General features: G+C 68.1%; 22 protein-coding genes. 8 read left to right on the top strand and 14 right to left on the bottom strand.

The window, feature by feature from the left end; genetic code table 11:
- Nucleotides 1–71: 71 nt before the first annotated feature.
- Both BUE42_RS09180 and BUE42_RS09175 read right to left on the bottom strand, forming a co-directional pair.
- Entirely contained in the window at nucleotides 72–689 is a 618-nt protein-coding gene (locus BUE42_RS09180; RefSeq protein WP_073464479.1) for a YqhG/Tai3 family protein, read from the bottom strand.
- Between the two features lie 78 nt (nucleotides 690–767).
- Nucleotides 768–2,090 (bottom strand): PQQ-dependent sugar dehydrogenase, encoded by a 1,323-nt coding sequence (locus BUE42_RS09175; protein ID WP_073464476.1) that lies wholly within the window; start codon nucleotides 2,088–2,090, stop codon nucleotides 768–770.
- Between the two features lie 241 nt (nucleotides 2,091–2,331).
- Here BUE42_RS09175 and BUE42_RS09170 point away from each other — a divergent pair, with 241 nt between their 5' ends.
- The gene (locus BUE42_RS09170; RefSeq protein WP_073464474.1) at nucleotides 2,332–2,802 is read left to right on the top strand and encodes a BON domain-containing protein; all 471 of its coding nucleotides are present in this window, start codon (nucleotides 2,332–2,334) and stop codon (nucleotides 2,800–2,802) included.
- A gap of 8 nt (nucleotides 2,803–2,810) precedes the next feature.
- Here the strand turns inward: BUE42_RS09170 and BUE42_RS32055 are convergent, their stop codons facing one another.
- Nucleotides 2,811–3,302, bottom strand: coding sequence for a hypothetical protein (locus tag BUE42_RS32055; RefSeq protein WP_143171398.1), 492 nt, complete (start codon nucleotides 3,300–3,302; stop codon nucleotides 2,811–2,813).
- 485 nt (nucleotides 3,303–3,787) lie between these two features.
- Complete coding sequence (locus tag BUE42_RS32050; RefSeq protein WP_143171397.1) at nucleotides 3,788–4,528, bottom strand: hypothetical protein; 741 nt, start codon at nucleotides 4,526–4,528, stop codon at nucleotides 3,788–3,790.
- 571 nt (nucleotides 4,529–5,099) lie between these two features.
- Between BUE42_RS32050 and BUE42_RS09160 the strand changes: the two genes are divergently transcribed.
- On the top strand, nucleotides 5,100–6,989 hold the full coding sequence (locus tag BUE42_RS09160) for an ABC transporter ATP-binding protein (protein ID WP_073464470.1): 1,890 nt from the start codon (nucleotides 5,100–5,102) through the stop codon (nucleotides 6,987–6,989).
- Here BUE42_RS09160 and BUE42_RS09155 read toward each other — a convergent pair.
- The 8 genes from BUE42_RS09155 to BUE42_RS09120 all read right to left on the bottom strand — a co-directional run bounded on the left by BUE42_RS09155 (nucleotide 6,978) and on the right by BUE42_RS09120 (nucleotide 13,305).
- A complete protein-coding gene (locus BUE42_RS09155) occupies nucleotides 6,978–7,610 on the bottom strand; it encodes a hypothetical protein (RefSeq protein WP_143171396.1) in 633 nt (210 codons plus the stop codon). The two genes, BUE42_RS09160 and BUE42_RS09155, sit on opposite strands and share 12 nt — an antisense overlap.
- A gap of 68 nt (nucleotides 7,611–7,678) precedes the next feature.
- Nucleotides 7,679–8,605: a peptidylprolyl isomerase gene (locus tag BUE42_RS09150; RefSeq protein WP_073464465.1), complete on the bottom strand. Its 927-nt coding sequence runs from the start codon at nucleotides 8,603–8,605 to the stop codon at nucleotides 7,679–7,681.
- Nucleotides 8,606–8,651: 46 nt separating this feature from the next.
- Nucleotides 8,652–8,858: a hypothetical protein gene (locus BUE42_RS09145; RefSeq protein WP_073464463.1), complete on the bottom strand. Its 207-nt coding sequence runs from the start codon at nucleotides 8,856–8,858 to the stop codon at nucleotides 8,652–8,654.
- Nucleotides 8,859–8,989: 131 nt separating this feature from the next.
- The gene (locus tag BUE42_RS09140) at nucleotides 8,990–9,475 is read right to left on the bottom strand and encodes a DUF2127 domain-containing protein (protein ID WP_200798929.1); all 486 of its coding nucleotides are present in this window, start codon (nucleotides 9,473–9,475) and stop codon (nucleotides 8,990–8,992) included.
- Nucleotides 9,476–9,482: 7 nt separating this feature from the next.
- Nucleotides 9,483–9,806 (bottom strand): 2Fe-2S iron-sulfur cluster-binding protein, encoded by a 324-nt coding sequence (locus BUE42_RS09135; protein ID WP_073464457.1) that lies wholly within the window; start codon nucleotides 9,804–9,806, stop codon nucleotides 9,483–9,485.
- The gene (gene dbpA, locus BUE42_RS09130) at nucleotides 9,803–11,203 is read right to left on the bottom strand and encodes an ATP-dependent RNA helicase DbpA (RefSeq protein WP_073464455.1); all 1,401 of its coding nucleotides are present in this window, start codon (nucleotides 11,201–11,203) and stop codon (nucleotides 9,803–9,805) included. Before dbpA ends, BUE42_RS09135 begins: the two co-directional genes overlap by 4 nt.
- A 47-nt stretch (nucleotides 11,204–11,250) precedes the next feature.
- Nucleotides 11,251–12,687 carry an aminotransferase-like domain-containing protein gene (locus BUE42_RS09125; RefSeq protein WP_073464453.1) on the bottom strand — a complete coding sequence of 479 codons (1,437 nt, stop codon included), beginning with the start codon at nucleotides 12,685–12,687 and terminating at the stop codon, nucleotides 11,251–11,253.
- 30 nt (nucleotides 12,688–12,717) lie between these two features.
- Nucleotides 12,718–13,305, bottom strand: coding sequence for a LysE family translocator (locus BUE42_RS09120; protein ID WP_073464451.1), 588 nt, complete (start codon nucleotides 13,303–13,305; stop codon nucleotides 12,718–12,720).
- A gap of 166 nt (nucleotides 13,306–13,471) precedes the next feature.
- On the opposite strand from BUE42_RS09120, the gene BUE42_RS09115 reads away from it, so the two are divergent.
- From BUE42_RS09115 to BUE42_RS09095, 5 genes are all read left to right on the top strand, one after another.
- Nucleotides 13,472–14,437: a threo-3-hydroxy-L-aspartate ammonia-lyase gene (locus tag BUE42_RS09115; protein WP_073464449.1), complete on the top strand. Its 966-nt coding sequence runs from the start codon at nucleotides 13,472–13,474 to the stop codon at nucleotides 14,435–14,437.
- Nucleotides 14,434–14,793 (top strand): GFA family protein, encoded by a 360-nt coding sequence (locus BUE42_RS09110; RefSeq protein ID WP_200798928.1) that lies wholly within the window; start codon nucleotides 14,434–14,436, stop codon nucleotides 14,791–14,793. Before BUE42_RS09115 ends, BUE42_RS09110 begins: the two co-directional genes overlap by 4 nt.
- Nucleotides 14,794–14,847: 54 nt before the next feature.
- Nucleotides 14,848–15,147, top strand: coding sequence for a flagellar basal body protein (locus BUE42_RS09105; RefSeq protein ID WP_073464447.1), 300 nt, complete (start codon nucleotides 14,848–14,850; stop codon nucleotides 15,145–15,147).
- 148 nt (nucleotides 15,148–15,295) lie between these two features.
- Nucleotides 15,296–15,475 carry a hypothetical protein gene (locus tag BUE42_RS09100; RefSeq protein WP_073464444.1) on the top strand — a complete coding sequence of 60 codons (180 nt, stop codon included), beginning with the start codon at nucleotides 15,296–15,298 and terminating at the stop codon, nucleotides 15,473–15,475.
- A 309-nt stretch (nucleotides 15,476–15,784) separates the two neighbouring features.
- Nucleotides 15,785–15,994 (top strand): hypothetical protein, encoded by a 210-nt coding sequence (locus BUE42_RS09095; protein ID WP_073464442.1) that lies wholly within the window; start codon nucleotides 15,785–15,787, stop codon nucleotides 15,992–15,994.
- Nucleotides 15,995–16,057: 63 nt separating this feature from the next.
- Here BUE42_RS09095 and BUE42_RS09090 read toward each other — a convergent pair whose 3' ends face one another.
- Entirely contained in the window at nucleotides 16,058–16,492 is a 435-nt protein-coding gene (locus BUE42_RS09090) for an FKBP-type peptidyl-prolyl cis-trans isomerase (RefSeq protein ID WP_073464440.1), read from the bottom strand.
- Between the two features lie 172 nt (nucleotides 16,493–16,664).
- On the opposite strand from BUE42_RS09090, the gene BUE42_RS09085 reads away from it, so the two are divergent.
- A complete protein-coding gene (locus BUE42_RS09085) occupies nucleotides 16,665–17,381 on the top strand; it encodes a hypothetical protein (protein ID WP_235002217.1) in 717 nt (238 codons plus the stop codon).
- On the opposite strand, the gene BUE42_RS09080 is transcribed toward BUE42_RS09085, so the two are convergent.
- Complete coding sequence (locus tag BUE42_RS09080; RefSeq protein ID WP_143171395.1) at nucleotides 17,293–19,221, bottom strand: ATP-binding protein; 1,929 nt, start codon at nucleotides 19,219–19,221, stop codon at nucleotides 17,293–17,295. The two genes, BUE42_RS09085 and BUE42_RS09080, sit on opposite strands and share 89 nt — an antisense overlap.
- Nucleotides 19,222–19,341: the final 120 nt, after the last annotated feature.

Here is a 19,341-nt window from a genome sequence, read left to right as displayed (position 1 = left end):
GTTCTCCGTGGGGTTGTCTTTTGGGATGTCAGGACCGTGGTCCGGCGCGCATGGTGCCACGCCGCGCGAACTCAGGGGCAGCTGCGCACTTCCCGGCCGGTCCACTTGAGGGCCGGATCGGGGCGCTCCAGCTGGTCGGCCAGCACGCCGCTGAGCCGCCCGCTGTTGCCGAACGCGAAGTTGCCGCCGTAGTTCACATCGGCGATCAGCCAGCGGCCGTCGATGCGGTTCAGCACGACGGTGTCGGTCCAACCGGTCGCGTCGAGCTTGCCGCCGGCGTCGAAGAACATGCGCACCGGCACCCACGCGATGTCGCGCGCGAGCCGGGCCGGCTGGGCCTTCACGCGGCTCGGGCCCTCGAACAGGCTGGAGTAGAGGTCGCCCTCGACGAACGGCGGCTTGTCGCCCGGCTGCGTCGCGAGGAAGGCCTCGTCGTAGCGGTGCGCCGTCTTCAGCAGGCATTGCAGGCGCGGCGTCAGCATCGCGGCGATCAGCTTCAGCGCCGGCTCGTCCGGCGCGCCGCCGTTCGGCAGTTGCGCGATGCGCAGTTCATAGAAGGCCTGGACGGCCGACTGCGGGTTGGCGTCGGCCGCCTGCGCGGCGCCTGTGGCGATGGCCGTGGCGAGCGCGGTCGCGAGCGTCAGGGCGACGGCCAGGAGACGACGGGCCGGCAGGGATGGAGGGCGCATCGGCGGATTGTCCCTGGCCGCGCGAGGCCGGAGCGCGTCAGCAATTCACGCCCGGTGCGGGTTCGTCGTGACAGCTTGTCAGCGCGCCGCCGCCGCGCGCACGCGCCAGATCACGTTGCCGACGTCGTCGGCCACCAGCAGCGCGCCCTGCTTGTCGAGCGCCACGCCGACCGGGCGGCCCTGCGCGTTTTCTCCAGCCGACAGGAAGCCGGTCAGCACGTCGATCGGCGGCCCCGCCGGGCGGCCTTGCGCGAACGGCACGAAGATCACCTTGTAGCCGCTGTGCGGTTTGCGGTTCCACGAGCCGTGCTGGCCGATGAACATGCCGTCGGCGAAGGCGGGTGGCAGCGCGTTGCCACGCGCGGCTGCGAGCCCGAGCGATGCGGTGTGCGGGCCGAGCGCGTAGTCGGGTGCGATCGCGCGGGCCACCATCTCGGGCTGCGGAGGCTTCACGCGTTCGTCGACGTGCGCACCGTAGTAGCTGAACGGCCAGCCGTAGAAGGCGCCGTCCTTCACCGAACTCAGGTAGTCGGGCACCAGGTCGCTGCCGATCTCGTCGCGCTCGTTGACGACGGTCCACAGCGCGCCGGTCTGCGGCTCGAAGGCCATGCCGTTCGGGTTGCGCAGGCCGGAGGCGAACACGCGGTGGGCGCCCGTCTTGGTGTCGATCTCCCAGATGGCCGCGCGCCCGGCTTCCGCCGCGAGGCCGTTCTCGCCGACATTGCTGTTGGAGCCGACGGTGGCGTAGAGCTTGCTGCCGTCGGGGCTGGCGATCAGGTTCTTGGTCCAGTGGTGGTTGATGGTGCCGGCGGGCAGGTCGACCAGCTTGGTGCCGCTGCCTTGCAGCGCGGTGGCGCCAGGCGTGTAGTCGAAGCGGACGACGGCATCGGTGTTGGCCACGTAGAAGCTGTTGCCGACCAGCGCCATGCCGAACGGCGACTGCAGGTTCGCAAGGAACACGCTGCGCGTCTCGGCGATGCCGTCGCCATCGGCATCGCGCAGCAGCGTGATGCGGTTCGCGCTGGGCACGCCGGCGCCCGCCTTCTTCATCGTCATCTTCATGAACCAGCCGCGGATGCCCTTGCCGTCATCGGGCTTGGGCGGCGCGTTGGTTTCGGCGACCAGCACGTCGCCGTTGGGCAGCACGGTGATCCAGCGCGGATGGTCGAGGCCGTTCGCGAAGGGCTGCACCTCGGTGCCGGGGGCGGCGGTGGGCTTCACGCCGCTCGCCCAGCCGGTGGCCGGCGCGATGTTGACGAGCGGGATCAGGCTCTTGTCGGGCGGCGGCAGCTTCGGGTTCGGGCCGGTGCCGTCGGCGACCTGCAACGTGGCGGTGCCGCCGCAGGCGGCGAGCGCGAGGAGGGCGATCAGGCTGGCGAGGGGCGTCAGGCGACGTGTCATGGCTGCCACTGTCCGACCGGGCGCGGAGAACGGCTGTAGGCCGGCGGGCCGAGGCGGTGTCGGACGGCGCCGCATCGCGCGGGCTGTGGGCATCGTCCGACAGGCATCGGCGAACCCGACTGACGGCGCTCCGTCGGGTCGGCGCCTAAGGTTGAGGCGTCTCAGGACAAGGTTGCGGTGGCATCGGTGCCGCTGCACTCGCTCAACCAGATCGCCTGCGGGCGCATGACAGGAGAGAACCATGAACAAGCACACTCTGACGACGACGGCTGCGGCAGTCCTGCTCGCAGGCGTGGCCCTCACCGGTTGCGGCAAGCGCGAGTCGGCTGAATCGACCGCGGCGAACTCGAACGACAGCGTGATCGCGCAGGCCGAGCAGAAGGGCCGCGACCTGAAGGCCGATGCCTCGAGCGGCATGGACCAGGCGAAGCAGGCCGGCCGCGACATGGCGCAAGACGCGAAGGCCGCGACCGACAAGGCCGGCGACAAGGTCGCCGATGCGGTGATCACGACCAGCGTGAACGCCGAGCTGGCGAAGGATTCGAGCCTCAGCGCGCTGAAGATCAATGTCGACACCGCCAACGGCCGGGTCGCGTTGCGCGGCACGGCACCGAGCGAAGCGGCGCGTGAACGCGCGACTCAGCTGGCGTCGAACGTGAAGGGGGTTGTCAGCGTCGACAACCAGCTGAGCGTGGAGCCGGGGAAGGGCTGATCTCAGTTTCAATCTTCTTTTTTGGGGGGAGGCATGAATGCTTCCCCCCTTTGCGCTCGCTCGAAATTTTCCGTGTGTCGCTCCATCGCCAGCAGGCTGTTGGCGATCTGCAGCAGCGTGGGAGGTTGAGGCGGATGAATGACTGAAGCCTGCCTCGACGGCTGCTGCTTCTCCACCTTGATGGGGATCTTTTTCACGCGCCTCGGACTCCCCAACTGATTGCGGAATTCATATTTGACGGGGGACGCACCCCGCTTCGGCGTGAGTCGCTCGTGGTCGGCAAGGGACGCACCTTTGCGGACATGAACCTGCACAGGAGCCCGTGGCGGAGTTGGCGCTGGTTTCTTTTCGCGAGGAAGAGAAGGGCTGGATCGCGTCTTGCCGACGCGCGGTTTTGACGTGTGCGGCGGGTCAATGATCTTCAGCACTCCCCGAAGCTCGTCGAGCGAGTCACGTGGGCGCACCGAAATTTCCATGGATGCGCGGCGCTTTTTCAGCACTTGCGAGGCGTCCCTTGGACGCCGTGTCCGTGTGGTAGCTGCCGCCTTCTCGTCAACAAGGCTGCCGGCGCGAGTGCCATTCCGCCGCTCCCCACCTGCGTCAGGAGTTTTTTCTTCATCACCGACCGGCATTCTTCCCGGGACGGTGCTGCATCGGGTCGCGCGATGCATGGCTCGCGCTTGCGGTGCGGGGCCCGCCAACGAATCCTTGCGGCGCGGCGAAGGACCTGAGTTCCGTGTGAGTGGTGGGTTGGACTGAAGAAGAAAAGTCTCCGCCGACTCGCGACGGTGCTTCATTTCAACATCCAGTCTTTCGGCCCGGCTCGCTTGGGGAGGCCCGCCAACCGGTTCACGCCGCTTGGCAGCGGGTGGCGAGTGAGAAAAACTGCGCTGGGATGGAACAGCTCTTTCTTTTCGCATGTCGGACTCCTGGGCCGCCGCCTGTCACACGGTGAAGGCGCGCGATGGTTACGGGTGTTCTGCGTTCACGAGAACGTCTCTTTCAGGTCTTGTGTCGTCTCCTCGCTTTTCTCCTGCAACTTCTTGAGGGCTTCCTTCTGCGAAGCAATTTCTGCGAGCAGCACCTCCTTCTGATCCCTCCACTTCTTTTTCTCGTCCTTGTGACGCAGATGACGCTGTTCCAGCATCGCGATATGCCCCAGCACACCCGTCATGCGCGGATCCGCGGGCAGGGGCATCTCGTCCAGCTCGTCGTCCAGCGGTGGGATCAACCAATGATCTCGTGCCGGAAGCTGGCCGATCTGCGAGACGCCGCCATGCCTGTCATTGCCGTCCGCCGAGCTGGCCTTCTTTTTCTTCTTGTACAGGGGGTTGATCAGTGGCGGCTGCGACGATCTCCTTCTCCCTCTGGGGCTCTCGTGTGAACGAGCACCAGACCCTGCGGTCGCGGTTGCTGGCGTCGGATCGGGTTGCCCGGGGGGAGCCGACTTCTGCGTGGTCTTTCGAAGCAGACTCCAGGCCCTCTCCGTCGCGGGGATCTGCCGCTGGTGGGTGGCTGCTGTACCGTGCGCTGTCTCCTCCTCCCGAGAGCTTGTCAGCGGTCGCGGCGACGCTCGGGTCAGTCTGGGGCTGATGGATTTTTTGGCCGAACCCTTGTTCGGGCCGAACACAACTCGTCGCGGCGAAGCGGGTACCGCTTTTGTCGGCCGCGTTGGTTGCTGCGAACTGCTCAGCTTCGGAGGAATGGAGCTCGATCGCAGCTTCAAGGCTTCGTTCTTGGTGCCGTCTGCGCCTTGTCGCTCCGAGTTGATTCGGTCTGCGATCTTCTTGGGCCTCACCTTTGAATAGTGAAGACCGCCCGTTGATGATTTCTGAAGAGGCTCTGTGGATGCGCTCCGTGTGCGTTCTATCGATGGGCTGCGGGACACCACCTGTTGTCTGCTGGACACCTGATTTCCTTGGTAAGCGCATTCGCAAACCGAATGCGCCTGCTGAGTCACCCTGGCGGCCGGAGAGTTCCGCGCAAACCCCAAAAAGCAAAAGGGCCACCGCAGGGTGGCCCTTGTAGCTACCGAACATCGTTCGGGGAAGAACGAGACGGGGGTCTTGGCGCCGGGTACGGGTTCCGGACTCCGCCCAGTGGTGCGGTCGGTTTGTCGCCTTGATGAAGATGGATTGTGCCGAGGCGGCGTGCTGCCCATCCAACGAAAAGCACGATGAAAGCAATGCTTGTCGTGCGATGTCAGCAGCAAGCGGATAAGCTCCCGCCCTCGCGCGCCGCCGGACCACCGATCCATGCGTCGCCCCGCTCCTCCCAACCCGTGGAGATTCCCTCGCGTGTTCCGCTACTTCGAGAACCTGCTGCACCCGTACCCCGATGCCGTGCCGGCACCTCCGCCGCGCGGCTTCTTCGCGTTCGTCTGGGCCTGCACGCTCGGCTCGCGCCGCTTCGTGCTCGGCATGATGATGCTCACCGCCGCGCTCGGCGTGTTCGAGGCACTGCTGTTCAGCATGATGGGGCGCGTGGTCGACTGGCTCGGCGCCACGCCGGCGCGCGAGCTGTGGCCCACGCACAGCGGCACGCTGCTGCTGCTGGCCGCGATCCTGCTCGCCAGCCCGATCGCGGTGGCACTGCAGACGCTCTTCAAGCACCAGGCGCTGGCCGGCAACCTGCCGATGCGGCTGCGCTGGAACTTTCACCGGCTGATGCTCGCGCAGAGCATGAACTTCTACCAGGACGAGTTCGCCGGCCGCGTCGCGGCCAAGGTGATGCAGACCTCGCTCGCGGTGCGCGACACGGTGATGATCCTCACCGACATCCTCGTGTTCGTCGTCATCTACTTCACGACGATGGCCGCGGTGGTCGGCAGCTTCGACCTGCGCCTGCTGCTGCCCTTCCTGGTGTGGCTCGTGCTGTACGTCGCGGCGCTGCGCTTCTTCGTGCCGCGCATGGGCAAGATCGGCCAGGCCCAGGCCGATGCGCGCTCGCTGATGACGGGCCGCATCACCGACGCCTACACCAACATCGCCACCGTCAAGCTGTTCTCGCACGCGCAGCGCGAGGCCGGCTTCGCACGCTCGGCGATGCAGGAATTCATGCAGACCGCCTATGCGCAGATGCGGCTGGTGAGTGCCTTCGAGATCGTCAACCACAGCCTGAGCATCGGGCTGATCATGTCGACCACCGGCGCCACGCTGTGGCTGTGGGTGCAGGGCGAACTCGGCATCGGCGCGGTGGCAGCGGCCACCGCGATGGCGCTGCGCCTGAACGGCATCTCGCACTGGATCATGTGGGAGATGGCCTCGCTGTTCGAGCACATCGGCACGGTGCACGACGGCATCAACACCTTGTCGCGCCCGCAGGCGGTGGTCGACCGGCCCGATGCGCGCACGCTGCAGGTGACGCGCGGCGAGATCCGCTTCGAGCAGGTGGGCTTCGCGTACGGCGGCAGCAAGCCGGTGATCGACGGGTTGTCGCTGCACATCCGCCCGGGCGAGAAGATCGGGCTGGTCGGGCGCTCCGGCGCCGGCAAGTCGACGATCGTGAACCTGCTGCTGCGCTTCTACGACATCGAATCGGGCCGCGTGCTGATCGACGGGCAGGACATCGCCGGCGTGACGCAGGACAGCCTGCGCGCGCAGATCGGCATGGTGACGCAGGACACCTCGCTGCTGCACCGCTCGGTGCGCGACAACATCCTCTATGGCCGGCCCGATGCGGACGACCTGCAGATGGTGGCGGCCGCGCGCCGCGCCGAGGCGCATGAGTTCGTCCAGGGGTTGACCGACCCGAAGGGGCGCCAGGCCTATGACGCGCACGTCGGCGAGCGCGGCGTCAAGCTGAGCGGTGGCCAGCGCCAGCGCATCGCGATCGCGCGCGTGATGCTGAAGGACGCGCCGATCCTGCTGCTCGACGAGGCGACCAGCGCTCTTGACTCCGAGGTCGAGGCGGCGATCCAGGCGAGCCTGTACCGCCTGATGGAAGGCAAGACGGTGGTCGCGATCGCGCACCGCCTGTCGACCATCGCCGCGATGGACCGGCTGATCGTGCTCGACAAGGGCCGCATCGTCGAGGAGGGCGACCACCGCAGCCTGCTTGCGCAAGGCGGGCTGTATGCGCGCTTGTGGGCGCACCAGAGCGGTGGGTTCCTGGGGGAGGAGGCGGGTGAAGAAGTCGGCGAACCCGCTGCCGAGCCGCAGCGGGCTGCAGCGGACTCAATCCTCTGAGAGCGATGCCGCCAAGTGCAAAGGCATGAAAACTGGTGGAGCTTCGTGGAAGCCAGTTTTCTCGGCGAATAACCACAAGAATACGGCATGCAGTTGAGCCTTGCCGCGTCGCATCTGATCGTCTGTGAAGACGTGAACGGGCTCCAGCTCGATTGCCGCGGTGTCGACTCTTCGTCGAATTTTCTCCTTAACGTCGATCTCTCCCTTCTCGTTGAGCCGCAGCTCGAAACACGTGAAGCGTGGGCCGCTCGCATCGGGGCTCATCGCCACCCACGTTGGCTCGACTGCAGCACTGAAGTCGCTCAGCAGCGCAGCCATTTTCATCATCTCAAGCCGCCTGTCGACCTCGAACAAATTGAGGGCCGCTGCGACATAGAACTTCTGCTTTCGAGCGCGACGCACATTCTTTGGCTCTTTCTCCACCACATTCGTGGTGGATCGCATCTGCAGGATGGGCAACGATTGGCGGCGCTCTGAGCGCATCGGATCCGCATCGATTGACCTGAGGAGCCTCTCCGATTTACGCCGTTCGACCTTGATTGACTTTCTCTCTGGGGGTCTCGCAGGGGAAGTTCGCCTTTTCACCCAAGCGGTGAATTTGTCGATTTTCTTTTCGATCATGGAAGTGGGGGCTCGAAGTGCAACTGCTGCCTGAGTCACGCCCCCGGCACAAGAGGTTCCACTCAACGCTATCCCGAGCTCTTCTTCGCCCGCACCGGCACCGTCGCATTGCAGACATTGATGTGCCGCGGGCTGTGCACGAACCATTCTTCGCGCCGCACGCGCCGGGCGTCGAGCAGGGCGCGCCATGTCGCGGTGTCGGTGCGCATCACCTCGATCGCCGGGCGTTCGGCGTCCGGCATGTCGGCCAGCAGGCGCACGCGGCGGATGCCGCCGCGCTGGTCCGGTTGCGCGTAGAAGCCCATCTCGGCGGTACCGCGCGGCAGCGAAGCCAGCGCCTGGATTCCTTGCAGCACGCGGCCGACCAGCGTGATGTTGAGATCCAGCCCGCGCGGCGCCTGGCCGATCACCGCGTACAGCTCGCTGCCGTTGCTGCTGTCGACCGCCATGTCGCGCCCGGCGCCGACCATGCCGTAGCAGTGGGTCAGCCACGCGCGGCCGCTGCGTGGATCGGCCGCCACCGGCATGCCGTCGACGAAGCCGGTCACCGGGGCCCAGCCGTCGGTGTCGGGCAAGCGGGTGATCGGCAGGCCCTTCAGCGGCACCGAGAACTCGGCCGGCAGCTTGCGCAGGGCGGTGCCCAGCGGCCGGGCCCTGTCGGCCGACTCGGCGTCGGGGTCGCCCCATTGCGCAACGTAGTTGTCCTGCACGCGCACGACCGCCAAGCCGTCGAAGAAGCCTTCATGCACGAGCGTTCGGATGTTCTCGACATGCCGGGGCGCGAAGCGCGGTGCCAGCTCGATGACGATCGGGCCGCTGCGCGGATCGGCGAGTTCCATCACGAGGGTGTCGGCCGGCACCAGTGGGCGCCAGTCGGCGGCGCCCGAGCGTTCGATCACCTCGGCGACGGTCGGCGGCGCCGCCAGGGTCCACGGCACTGCGACCAGTGCCAATGCGGCGCAGAGTGCGCGCGCAACGGAACGCGAGAAAGACATGGGCCGACTCCGTGAGGACAGGGAGCGGCCACGATATCAGCCCAGATCAGCGGTGGCCGTCCCAGTCGCGCCGGTCATGGTCGCGGTCACGCCAGTCGCGGCCCGGTCCCGGGCTGTAGTACGGCGCCGGTTCGACCACCACGGTGCGCTGGCGGTAGCCGCGGGGTGGCACGACGATGCAGGCGCTCAGCAACTGCGTCACGGCAACGATGCCGACCAAGCCCAGCATGCGGCGGTTCAGAAAGCGTTTCATCGTGGGTCTCCTGTAGGCCGTACAGCGGCCTCGCCATGACAACGGGTGCCGTCGCCCCGATGTTGACGCCCCCGCGTTGCTGCGAGGTAAAGGGCGGGTATCCGTCTGTTCGGCGTGGGGCCGCAGCGCGGCTATCCGACTTCGATGACCGGCCGCGCGCGCCGCTGACGCTCCAGCATCCACAGCAGGTAGACCACGATCGCGATGTTCAGCAACAGCGTCGCGACGCGCAGCGGGCTCACCCGCTGCAGCAACTCGTAGAGTTCCACCGGCACGTAGATGGCACCGCCCGCCGCGCCCAGCCAGGCACCCCAGCGGTAGCCGTGCCACAGGCCATACGCTTCGGCCAGCCGCACGCTCGCGTACAGCGCCGCCAGGCCGGCCAGCAGCCACAGCCGGGCATCGGTGAGCTGCGAACTGGCTTCGAGAAAGATGTGCGGGAAATGCCGGTCCGGGTCGAGGTGCAGCCCGGCGATCAGCGCCTCGGCCAGGTGCCGCACGTCGCGGTGCAGCAGCGACAACAGCCCGAAGCCGCCGGCCAGCACGGCCAGGCCCTTGATCGCCTCGAACAGCGCGACCAGCTGCATCGTGCGCGGCGGATGGGGGCGCGTTGTCACGATGTGCTCATGAGGTCAACGGCCGCGCGGCCGGCGCGTCGATCACCAGATCGCTGCGCGGTTGCGCCACGCACGGCAGGATGAATCCTTCGGCCTTCTCGTCGGCGCTCAGGCCCGGCCAGTCGATCGCGTACTCGACGCGGCCGCTGACGAGCTTGCAGATGCACGCGCGGCAGGTCCCGTTGCGGCACGAACTCGGCAAGCGCAGGCCGGCCAGTTGCGCCGACTTCACCAGGCCCTGCCTCGCAGGCGCCGCGAAGCGGAACCCGCCCGGCTCGACGACGGCCTCGAAGCTGGTTGGCGCGGCAAGGGCGGCGTCCTCGCCGCTCATTCGGCCGACGCCTCGTCCAGGAACCTCACCTTCACCTTGCGGCCCTTCAGCTTGCCGCTGTTCAGCCGCTGCAGCGCCTGCTTGGCGATCGCCCGGTCGACGGCCACATAGGTCGAGAACTCGCCGACCTGGATCTTGCCGATCTGCGCCGCGGTGAAGCCCGCCTCGCCGGTCAACGCCCCCAGCACGTCGCCGGGGCGGATCTTGTCCTTGCGCCCGCCGAGGATCTGCAGCGTGCGCATCGCCGCGGTCAGCGGGCCGCCGCCGCTCGGTGTCAGCTCGGCCAGCTTGTGCCATTCGGATTCGCGCCCCTGCACCTGCTCGATCTGGCCGACGCGGCCCATCTCGTCCATGCTGGCCAGGCTGAAGGCCCAGCCCTCTTCATCGCCGCGGCCGGTGCGGCCGATGCGGTGCGTGTGCACCTCGGGGTCGGGCGTGATGTCGACGTTGATCACCGCTTCGAGCTGCGCGATGTCGAGCCCGCGCGCCGCCACGTCGGTCGCCACCAGCACCGGGCAGCTGCGGTTGGCGAACTGCACCAGCACCTGGTCGCGGTCGCGCTGCTCCAGGTCGCCGTGCAGCGCGAGCGCCTGCACGCCCTGCGCCTGCAGCACGTCGACCAGGTCGCGGCACTGCTGCTTGGTGTTGCAGAACGCGATCGTGCTGGCCGGGCGGAAATGGTTCAGCAGCAGGCCGACGGCATGCAGCCGCTCGTCGTCCTTGACTTCGTAGAAGCGCTGGCGGATCTTCGCGGCGGTGTGCTGCTCGCCCAGCTTCACCTCGCGCGGCTCGCGCAGGAACTGCTGGCTCAGCTTGGCGATGCCCTCGGGGTAGGTGGCCGAGAACAGCAGCGTCTGCCGCTGCTTCGGGCAGCGCTTGGCGACCGCGACGATGTCGTCGAAGAAGCCCATGTCGAGCATGCGGTCGGCCTCGTCGAGCACCAGCGTGTTCAGCGCGGCCAGCGACAGCGTCTCGCGCTCCAGGTGGTCGAGGATGCGCCCGGGCGTGCCGACGACGATGTGCGCGCCGTGCTCCAGGCTCGCGATCTGCGGGCGCATGGTCGCGCCGCCGCACAGCGTCAGCGTCTTCACGTTGTCTTCGGCGCGCGCGAGGCGCCGGATCTCCTGCGTGACCTGGTCGGCCAGCTCGCGCGTGGGGCACAGCACCAGCGCCTGCACGTCGAAGCGCTTCGCATCGAGCCGGGCCAGCAGCGCCAGCGCGAAGGCGGCGGTCTTGCCGCTGCCGGTCTTGGCCTGCGCGATCAGGTCGTGGCCGGCCAGCGCGATCGGCAGGCTGGCGGCCTGGATCGGCGTCATCGTCTCGTAGCCGAGGCGGGACAGGTTCTCGAGGGTGGCGGCGGAAAGGGGCAGCTGGCTGAATGGGAGCGCTTGGGTCATGCGCCAGATTATCGGTGCGCGCTTCGGTCGATGGTTCCGGTGGCCGCTCAGCGCGCGGCCGCGCGTGCCAGCACGCGGCTCGCCGCCGACTCTGCCGACAGCCGCTGCGTCAGGTACTCGGCCAGCCGCACATGCTGGCTGAACACGACGTTGAAACGCAGGTGCGGGTCGCCGGCGTTGTCGGCCATGAAGGTGGCGCCGCGCGCCAGCAGGATGCCGTTGCGGTAGGCGTCTTTCACCAGTTCGTCGATGTCGATGCCGTGCGGCACGGCCCCCCACAGGAAGAGGCCGCCCTCTCCGGGGTGGTCGAGCAGCACGCCGGCCTGGCGCAGCAGGCGGGTGGCCAGGCCGCGCGCGGTGCCGAGCTTCTGCTGCAGCCGGTCGATGTGCTTGCGGAAACGCCCGGTCGACAGCAGCTCGAGCAGCACGTATTCGTTCAGCGAGGCGGTGGTCAGCACCGAGAGGATCTTCTCGCGCAGCAGCGGCTTCAGCCACTGCGGCTCGGCCGCGATGTAGCCCAGGCGCAGCGCCGGGCTGAGCGCCTTGCAGAAGCTGGAGTAGTAGATGACGTTGCGCAGCTCCGACAACTGCGCGAGCCGCGTCGGGTGGCCCGGGTGGAAGTGGCTTTGCACGTCGTCCTCGGCGATCAGGAAGCCGTGGCGGTCGGCCAGCCCGAGGATGCGGTGCAGGTTGGCGGCGCTGCTGCTCCAGCCGGTCGGGTTGTGCAGCACGCTCTGCACGAAGAACAGGCGCGGCCGCTGCGCGGTGCAGGCGGCCTCGATCTGCGCCAGGTCGGGCCCGTCGTGGCGGCGCGTGATCGGCACGATGCGCACGCCCATCTGGCGCAGCCGGTCGAACAGCAGGTGATAGCCGGGGTTGTCGACCATCACCGCATCGCCCGGCTGCAGGAAACTGCGGCAGATCAGGTCGATCGCATGCGTGCCGCCGTAGGTCGTGAGGATGCGGTTCGCATCGGCCGCGATGCCCTGGCCGCGCATCAGCGTGGAGATGCGCTCGCGCAGTTCGGGCAGCCCCTGCGGCGGGCAGCGCGCGGCCATGCCGCCGTTGGCGCGCGCCAGGCCGCGCTGCACGACGGTGGCGGGGATCGCGTCCTCGAGCCACGAGACCGGCAGCGATCCGGCGCTGACCGGCAGCAGGCCGGCGCGTTGGTCGTGGGCCTGCTGCACGAGCCAGACGGCATCCTGTTCTTCGCCGGCTTCGAGCAGCGCCTCGAGGGCTGCGGGGGCGGCGGCCTCGCAGACGAAGAAGCCGGCGGTGCCGTGCGATTCGACGACGGCCGCTGCGACCAGCCGGTCGTAGGCGGTGACGACGGTGTTCGGGCTCACGCCCAGCTGCCGCGCCAGCGTGCGGATCGACGGCAGCTTGGCGCCGGCCGACAGGCGCCCACCGTCGACCAGCGCGCGCAGGCGGGTCTCGATCTGGTCGGCGAGCGGCGCGGGGGAGTCGCGGTCGAGGGAGAACACGGGGCGTCCTTGGGGTGTTCGGCGAGGGGTTCAGCGGGTCAGCAGCAGCACGGCCAGCACCGCCAGCGATCCCGCCATGATGGCATTGAACGCCTCGCGCCAGCCGGGTCGCGTCAGCACGCGGCGCAGGCCGGCGCCGAACAGCGTCCACATCGAGATGCACGGGAAGTTGGTGGCCAGCGTGACCGCCAGCACCAGCAGCGCGGCCACGCTCGTCGGCATGCCGGTGGGCATGAAGACCGTCGCGACGGTGACGGACTTGAGCCAGGTCTTCGGGTTGACGAACTGGAACGCGGCGGCCTCGAAGAAGCCGACCGGTTGCGCGAGTTCGGTGCCGAACACCACCGGCGTGGTCAGCTTCCACGCCATCCACAGCAGGAACAGCGCGCCGGCGATGCGCAGCGCGTCATGGATCGCCGGGTGTTCGGCGAGCAGCGTGCCGAGGCCCATGCAGGCCAGCCAGGTCTGCACGCCGCCGCCGATGCTGACGCCCAGCAGGTGCGGCAGGCTCCGCCGGTAGCCGAAGTTCGCACCCGAGGTGGTCAGCAGGATGTTGTTCGGGCCGGGCGTCGCCGACATCAGCAGCGAGTAGCTCAGCAGGGGCAGCAGGTCGTTCATCGGGTCTCCTTCAGGGTGGAGACGAGCTTAGGAACCCGGCTGCGTGGCGTGAAGCTACAGGCGTGGGGCCGGGCCGCGGCACTGTATCAATCGGCGCGGGCGCACAGTTTCAGCGCGGGTTCGCTGGGCTACGCTCGGTGCACCCCGCCTTCTTCCGGACCCGACCATGGACCTGCCGATCTCCTGGCGCGATGTCGACATCGCTGCCGCCCACCTCGATGGCGTGGCCCACCGCACGCCGGTGGCCACCTCGCGCACCGCCGACCTGCGCACCGGCGCGCAGGTGTTCTTCAAGTGCGAGAACCTGCAGCGCATGGGGGCCTTCAAGTTCCGCGGCGCCTACAACGCGCTGGTGCAGCTGGACGCCGAGCAACGCCGCCGCGGCGTGATCGCGTGGTCGTCGGGCAACCACGGGCAGGCGATCGCGTTGTGCGCCAGCCTGCTGGGCCTGCCGGCGGTGGTCGTGATGCCGCAGGACGCGCCGGCGCTGAAAATTGCCGCGACGCGCGGCTATGGCGCCGAGGTCGTGCTGTACGACCGCTACCGCGACGACCGCGAGGCGATCGGCCAGCGGCTCGCCGCCGAACGCGGGCTGACGCTGATCCCGCCGTACGACCACCCGCTGGTGATGGCAGGGCAGGGCACGGCCACCAAGGAGCTGATCGAGGAGGTCGGCCCGCTCGATGCGCTGTTCGTCTGCACCGGCGGCGGCGGCTTGCTGAGCGGCAGCGCGACGGCGGCCAACCACCTGTCGCCCGACTGCGCGGTGTACGGCGTCGAGCCGGAGGCCGGCAACGACGTACAGCAATCGTTCCGGCGCGGCGAGCGTGTCGGCATCCCGGTGCCGCAGACCATCGCCGACGCGGCGCAGACGCAGCTGGTGGGCGCGCTGACCTTCCCGGTGATCCAGCGCCGCGTGCGCGACATCCTCACCGTCAGCGACGCGCAGCTGGCACGCACGATGCGCTTCATCGGCGAACGGATGAAGCTGGTCGTCGAGCCGACCGGCTGCCTTGGCGCGGCGGCGGTGCTCGAGGGCGTGCTGCCGCTGGCGGGCCAGCGCGTCGGCGTGATCCTGAGCGGCGGCAACATCGACCTCGGCCGGTATGGCGAGCTGGTCGCCGCCGCATGAGCCGGCCGCTGCAGACCTGGCAGGGAAGCTGCCATTGCGGGGCAGTCCGCTTCGCGATCGAGACCGACTTTCCCGAGCTGACCACCTGCGATTGCTCGATCTGCCGGCGCAAGAACGCGCTGATGGTGAAGGTGCACGAGAGCCGCTTCACGCTGCTCGCGGGCGAGGCCTCGCTCACCGAGTACCGGTTCCACACCCGCACCGCGCGGCACTTCTTCTGCAGCGCGTGCGGCATCTACCCGTTCCACCGCAAGCGGGTGACGCCGGATTTCGTCGGCGTCAACGTGTTCTGCCTCGAGGGGTTCGATCCGGCCGGCATCCCGGTGCGGGCGACGGTCGGCGCGGCGATGGCCTGAAACCGTTCAAGTCGGCGGCGGGCTCGCCGATATCGCTGCAAGCGAGGCCCTGCCATGTCCAACACCTTCTCCATCGGCCTGTCCGGCCTGAACGCTGCCCAGCTCCGGCTCGACAGCGCTGCCCACAACATTGCCAACACGCAGACGCCGGGGTTCCGGCGCCAGCAGGTCGTCCTGCAGGCCCAGCCCGAAGGGGGCGTGCAAGCCGACATCGCGGCGCCAGCGCAAGCCGGGGGTTCGCTGGAAGCCGACGTCGTCGACCAGATGTCCGCCGCCTACAGCTACAAGGCGAACCTGCGCACCCTGCAGGTGCAGGACGAGGTGCTGGGGTCATTGTTGGACGCCACGGCGTAACGTGACGACATATTTCTCCAGCCTCCCTTTTCGTTTCTTAACGTCAACCAATCGTCAATATCTCCCGTTGTGGACACAAGCCGGGCGACAGCCGGGCCAGCTTCAGGGAGTCGGGCAGAACGACTTCCACTCCATTCGGAATACCACCATGACCAAGTCTCTGATCGTTGCCGCCGTCCTGTCCGCTTTCGCCGTGGGCTCGTTCGCTCAAGCCGCCGCTTCGGCCGATGCCGCTTCGGCACCCGCCAAGAAGGCCGCTCACAAGAAGCACCACAAGGCTGACAAGAAGGCCGAAGCCGCTGCACCGGCTGCTTCCGCCGCCAAGTAATCAGGCCCGGCCTGAACGAAGAAGCCGGGCTTGCCCGGCTTTTTTTCGCCTGGCCATCCACGTTTTCCGTTGAACGGGGTGTTGGCAGGTCGTGGCGACCTAGTCTGGTCTCGAGGCTTGTCAGGCAATGCCTGCAGTCCCTGTCGGATGGACCCGCCAGGCTGACACGGGGATTGGAGTTTTTCTGACCCCCTGCAACGAGGGGCCCCGACAGCGGAGTCGACAGGCAGCGCCTAATCTTCATCCATCGAGTTTGGGCTTATTGAGGTCGACGACCGATCCCAGGCAAGGTTCTCCACGGAGGCTGACATGAGCTCTACTTCGCAAATCGCCCGCTACGAAATCCGGTTCCAATCGCTGTTCAACGAAGGCCGTGCGCTGGCCTTTCCTTGCGATGCCGACGGGCATGTGCAGATGGACGCTCTCAGCGACCGGGCCCGCACCAACTACCTGTATGCCCGTGCCGTCGTGGGCCGCGAGTACGCGACGCCGGCGGTGATGCGCAGCGACCTTCACTGAATTCACTGAAGCTCGCCGCGCGGCGCGGACCGCCGCCGCGCACGGCGAGCCTGTTTGCCGAACCTACTTGCCGGCGATGCCGAGCAACTCCACCTCGAATTGCAAGGTGGCATTCGGCGGAATGACACCCCCCGCGCCAGCCTCCCCGTAGGCGATGGCCGGCGGACACACCAGCAGCGCCTTGCCGCCCACCTTCATGCGCTGCACGCCTTCCGTCCAGCACTTGATCACCCGGTTCAACGGGAACTCGGCCGGCTCCTTGCGGGCGTAGGAGCTGTCGAACTCCTTGCCGTCGGCGAACGTGCCGCGGTAGTGCACCCGGACACGATCCGTGGCCGCCGGACTCGCCCCCGTTCCCTCCTTCAATGAGCGATACACGAGGCCGCTGGGCGTGACCAGTGCGCCTTTCTGCTTTGCCGCGCTGGCGGCCAAGTCGGCTTGTGCGCCGGCGGACAGGCTGATCAGGCAGGCCGCAAGGCCGATCCATGGTGTCTTCAAACCGTGACTCCCGAGGTCAATGAGGGACGACCATCATCGCCGAAAGGCGGGTCGGGCCCCGAACCTCGCTGCACTGCGACGCACTTGGAACACAGTCTTACGACCGGTGTTGGGTCGTGTCTTATTCGGCGGACGTGCAGAGAGTCCCTCTCTATAGGGTGGGTACGTGGCGATGTGCCACGCCACACAGGCGGTATCTCAACTGCCTGTTCCTACCATGACGACAAGCACCCTTACCTTCAGCGTTTCACTTGCCGCGACGGCTGCTGACCTGCGTGATGTATGCGGCGTCCGGGCTCACGCCTATGGCCACCACGTGCCGCAGATGCAGGAAACCCTGGCCGCGCCCGATGCCACGGATGGCCTGCGCGGCACGGCGATCCTGCTGTGTCGTGACAAGGCCACCGGCGCGGCCACCGGAACCACCCGCATCCAGCGCAACGTCGCGCTACCGCTGCAGCTGGAAGGCAGCGTGATCCTGCCGAGGTGGCTGGCCGACGAGCCTCGCGCCGAACTCACGCGGCTGGCCGTGATGCCCGGCGCCGATCCGCAGACCCGGCTGATGCTGATGAAGGCCGCCTACTTGTACTGCCTGGCGAGCCAGGTGCGCTGGATGGTGATCGGTGCGCGCAGCAATGCGCTGATCAGGATCTACCAGGGGCTGGGCTTCACCGATGTGCTGGGGCCTGATGATCGCGTGCCGCTGGTGCATGCCGGCAACCTGCCGCACCGCATCCTGGCCTTCGACGTCGTGGCCGCCGAGCGGACCTGGCTGGCCTCGGGCCACGGGCTCTACCCGTTCATGATCGAGACCTTCCACCCGGACGTGCACCTGTTCCCGAGAGAATCCATGCCGCCTCTTCACGGTGAGGTTCGTCAGGCAGCATGACATCCGATGAGGGCAGCGCGCCGCCCCATTGCGCCAGGACCTGCATCAATTCCTGGCGGTTGAAGGGCTTGGCGAGCAGGTCGTCCATGCCGGCATCGGCGCAGGCGCGCCGGTCCTCGTCGGTCGAAGTCGCCGTGATCGCGATGATCGGAACCCGGGTCAGGCCCAGCGTCTGCTCCTGCGCCCGGATTTCGCGGGTGGCGGTCTGCCCGTCCATCGTCGGCATCTGGCAGTCCATCAGCACGAGGTCGGGTCGCTGCGATTCGCGCAGCGCCCGCCCGACGGCATCGTGCCCATTGCCAACGCGCTCGTGGGCCAGTCCTTGCTGCTTGAGGTAGGCACAGACGATCAGCGCGGAAACGTCGTCGTCCTCGGCGACCAGCACCCGCCGCAGATCGATGACCGGCGTTGCGGGCGCCGCGCCGTCTGCCGCCTCGTCGGGTGCGGCGGCGGCTGGAAGCTGGGCGCTGAACAGGAACTGCGAGCCGACACCGGTCTTGCTGTGCACCCTGAGCGAGCCGCCCATCGCTTCGGCCAGCTCGCGGGCGATGAGGAGGCCCAGGCCGCCATGGTTGCGCGAAGCGGGACTGGCCTCGGAGTCCGGCGCCGAGGGCACCTCGAACAGGCGGTCCTGGTCGGCCGGCGCGATGCCGGGGCCGGTGTCGATCACTTCGACCTCGACCATGTCGGGCGTGCTTCCGCGCCTCAGGTTGATTTCCACCCGGCCCTTCTCGGTGAACTTGATGGCGTTGCCCAGCAGGTTGTGCAGCACCTGCCTGAACCGCGCGGCGTCACCCACCACCCAGCTCGGGCGTGGAAACGCATGCGTCATCAAGAAGTCGAGGCCCTTGTCGGTGGCGCGCAGCGCGAACACGTCGGCCACCAGCCCGGCTTGCGTGACGATGTCGAACACTTCGTGCCGGATCGGGAAATGGCCCGTCTCGATGCGCGAGACGTCGATCAGGTCGTTGATCAGCCGCAGCAGGTGGGTGCCCGATGACTCGATCAACTCCAGGCGATGCTGCACGGCCGGCTCGGCCGCCTCGAGGTGAAGCAGCCGCGCGACACCCAGGATGCCGTGCAGCGGCGTGCGCAGCTCATGGCTGATGTTGGCCAGGAACTGGGTCTTGACCTCGATCTGGCGTTGCGCGAGCTCGAGCGCGGCCGCTTTCTCGTGGGCCAGCGCCTGGGCCTCGAGCCGCAGCAGGATGCTGGCGGTGAGCCGTTGCTCGGCCCCGCGTGCCGTGAGCAGCTGCAGCCCCAGCATCATCATCAGCCCGAGGCTGCCGACCACGCCGACCTGGTCGGCCCGCAGCGCCAGCCCGAGTGCGGTCGGCACCATGATCGGTCCCACATAGGCTGCCGTGGCCAGCAGCCGCGCCTGCAGGCCGAACGTGGCCACGCAGGTCACGCAGGCCAGCGCCGCGGCGACGAAGGACGACACCTGCACCGGCTGGTGCATCAACCACAGGCCGGCCACGCCCCAGATCGCACCGTCGAGGGCGAGCAGCCCGTAGGTCAGTTGACGCCAGCGACGGGTGGCCGGCAGGCCGGCGCGCGCATGCTTGTGGGCCGAGAAGATCCGCAACGCCGACACGGCCAGCTTGGCGACCATCCATCCGCGCACCCAGTCGACCGGGGTCGAGCCCGACCAGTAGATCGCCAGCAGCACCGCGAACGCCGTCGCCAGCAGCGTGCCGGCCCGCGTGTGGAGCAGCACCATGCGCAGCAGTTCGGCTGCGACGTGCTCCGCGTGGGCGGCGTCCAGCGGCGGGATCGGCCGGGCCTCGCCGGGAGTGCCCAGGCCCGGGACGTCGGCCGACATGCGATGTGGTGCCATGGGTTGTCTCCCTCGGCACGCAGTATGCGGCTGGGGCCGCCCGGTCGGCAGTCCGCCGTGCGCCGGCGCCGCCCGGTCGCTTCATTTCTGGACATACGTACACTCGTGGATTGCCTGTCC

The organism is Rhizobacter sp. OV335, assembly GCF_900142965.1.
Taxonomy (GTDB): Bacteria; Pseudomonadota; Gammaproteobacteria; order Burkholderiales; family Burkholderiaceae_C; genus Rhizobacter.
Note: the sequence above shows the minus strand (reverse complement) of the source record. Positions and strands in the feature narration are given on the sequence as shown.

Bases quoted from the DNA above. Each gene is read 5' to 3' on its own strand.
- BUE42_RS09180 (WP_073464479.1), bottom strand. From the start codon at position 689: ATGCGCCCTCCATCCCTGCCGGCCCGTCGTCTCCTGGCCGTCGCCCTG.
- BUE42_RS09175 (WP_073464476.1), bottom strand. From the start codon at position 2,090: ATGACACGTCGCCTGACGCCCCTCGCCAGCCTGATCGCCCTCCTCGCG.
- BUE42_RS09170 (WP_073464474.1), top strand. From the start codon at position 2,332: ATGAACAAGCACACTCTGACGACGACGGCTGCGGCAGTCCTGCTCGCA.
- BUE42_RS09155 (WP_143171396.1), bottom strand. From the start codon at position 7,610: ATGATCGAAAAGAAAATCGACAAATTCACCGCTTGGGTGAAAAGGCGA.
- BUE42_RS09150 (WP_073464465.1), bottom strand. From the start codon at position 8,605: ATGTCTTTCTCGCGTTCCGTTGCGCGCGCACTCTGCGCCGCATTGGCA.
- BUE42_RS09145 (WP_073464463.1), bottom strand. From the start codon at position 8,858: ATGAAACGCTTTCTGAACCGCCGCATGCTGGGCTTGGTCGGCATCGTT.
- BUE42_RS09135 (WP_073464457.1), bottom strand. From the start codon at position 9,806: ATGAGCGGCGAGGACGCCGCCCTTGCCGCGCCAACCAGCTTCGAGGCC.
- dbpA (WP_073464455.1), bottom strand. From the start codon at position 11,203: ATGACCCAAGCGCTCCCATTCAGCCAGCTGCCCCTTTCCGCCGCCACC.
- BUE42_RS09120 (WP_073464451.1), bottom strand. From the start codon at position 13,305: ATGAACGACCTGCTGCCCCTGCTGAGCTACTCGCTGCTGATGTCGGCG.
- BUE42_RS09115 (WP_073464449.1), top strand. From the start codon at position 13,472: ATGGACCTGCCGATCTCCTGGCGCGATGTCGACATCGCTGCCGCCCAC.
- BUE42_RS09110 (WP_200798928.1), top strand. From the start codon at position 14,434: ATGAGCCGGCCGCTGCAGACCTGGCAGGGAAGCTGCCATTGCGGGGCA.
- BUE42_RS09105 (WP_073464447.1), top strand. From the start codon at position 14,848: ATGTCCAACACCTTCTCCATCGGCCTGTCCGGCCTGAACGCTGCCCAG.
- BUE42_RS09100 (WP_073464444.1), top strand. From the start codon at position 15,296: ATGACCAAGTCTCTGATCGTTGCCGCCGTCCTGTCCGCTTTCGCCGTG.
- BUE42_RS09095 (WP_073464442.1), top strand. From the start codon at position 15,785: ATGAGCTCTACTTCGCAAATCGCCCGCTACGAAATCCGGTTCCAATCG.
- BUE42_RS09085 (WP_235002217.1), top strand. From the start codon at position 16,665: ATGTGCCACGCCACACAGGCGGTATCTCAACTGCCTGTTCCTACCATG.
- BUE42_RS09080 (WP_143171395.1), bottom strand. From the start codon at position 19,221: ATGGCACCACATCGCATGTCGGCCGACGTCCCGGGCCTGGGCACTCCC.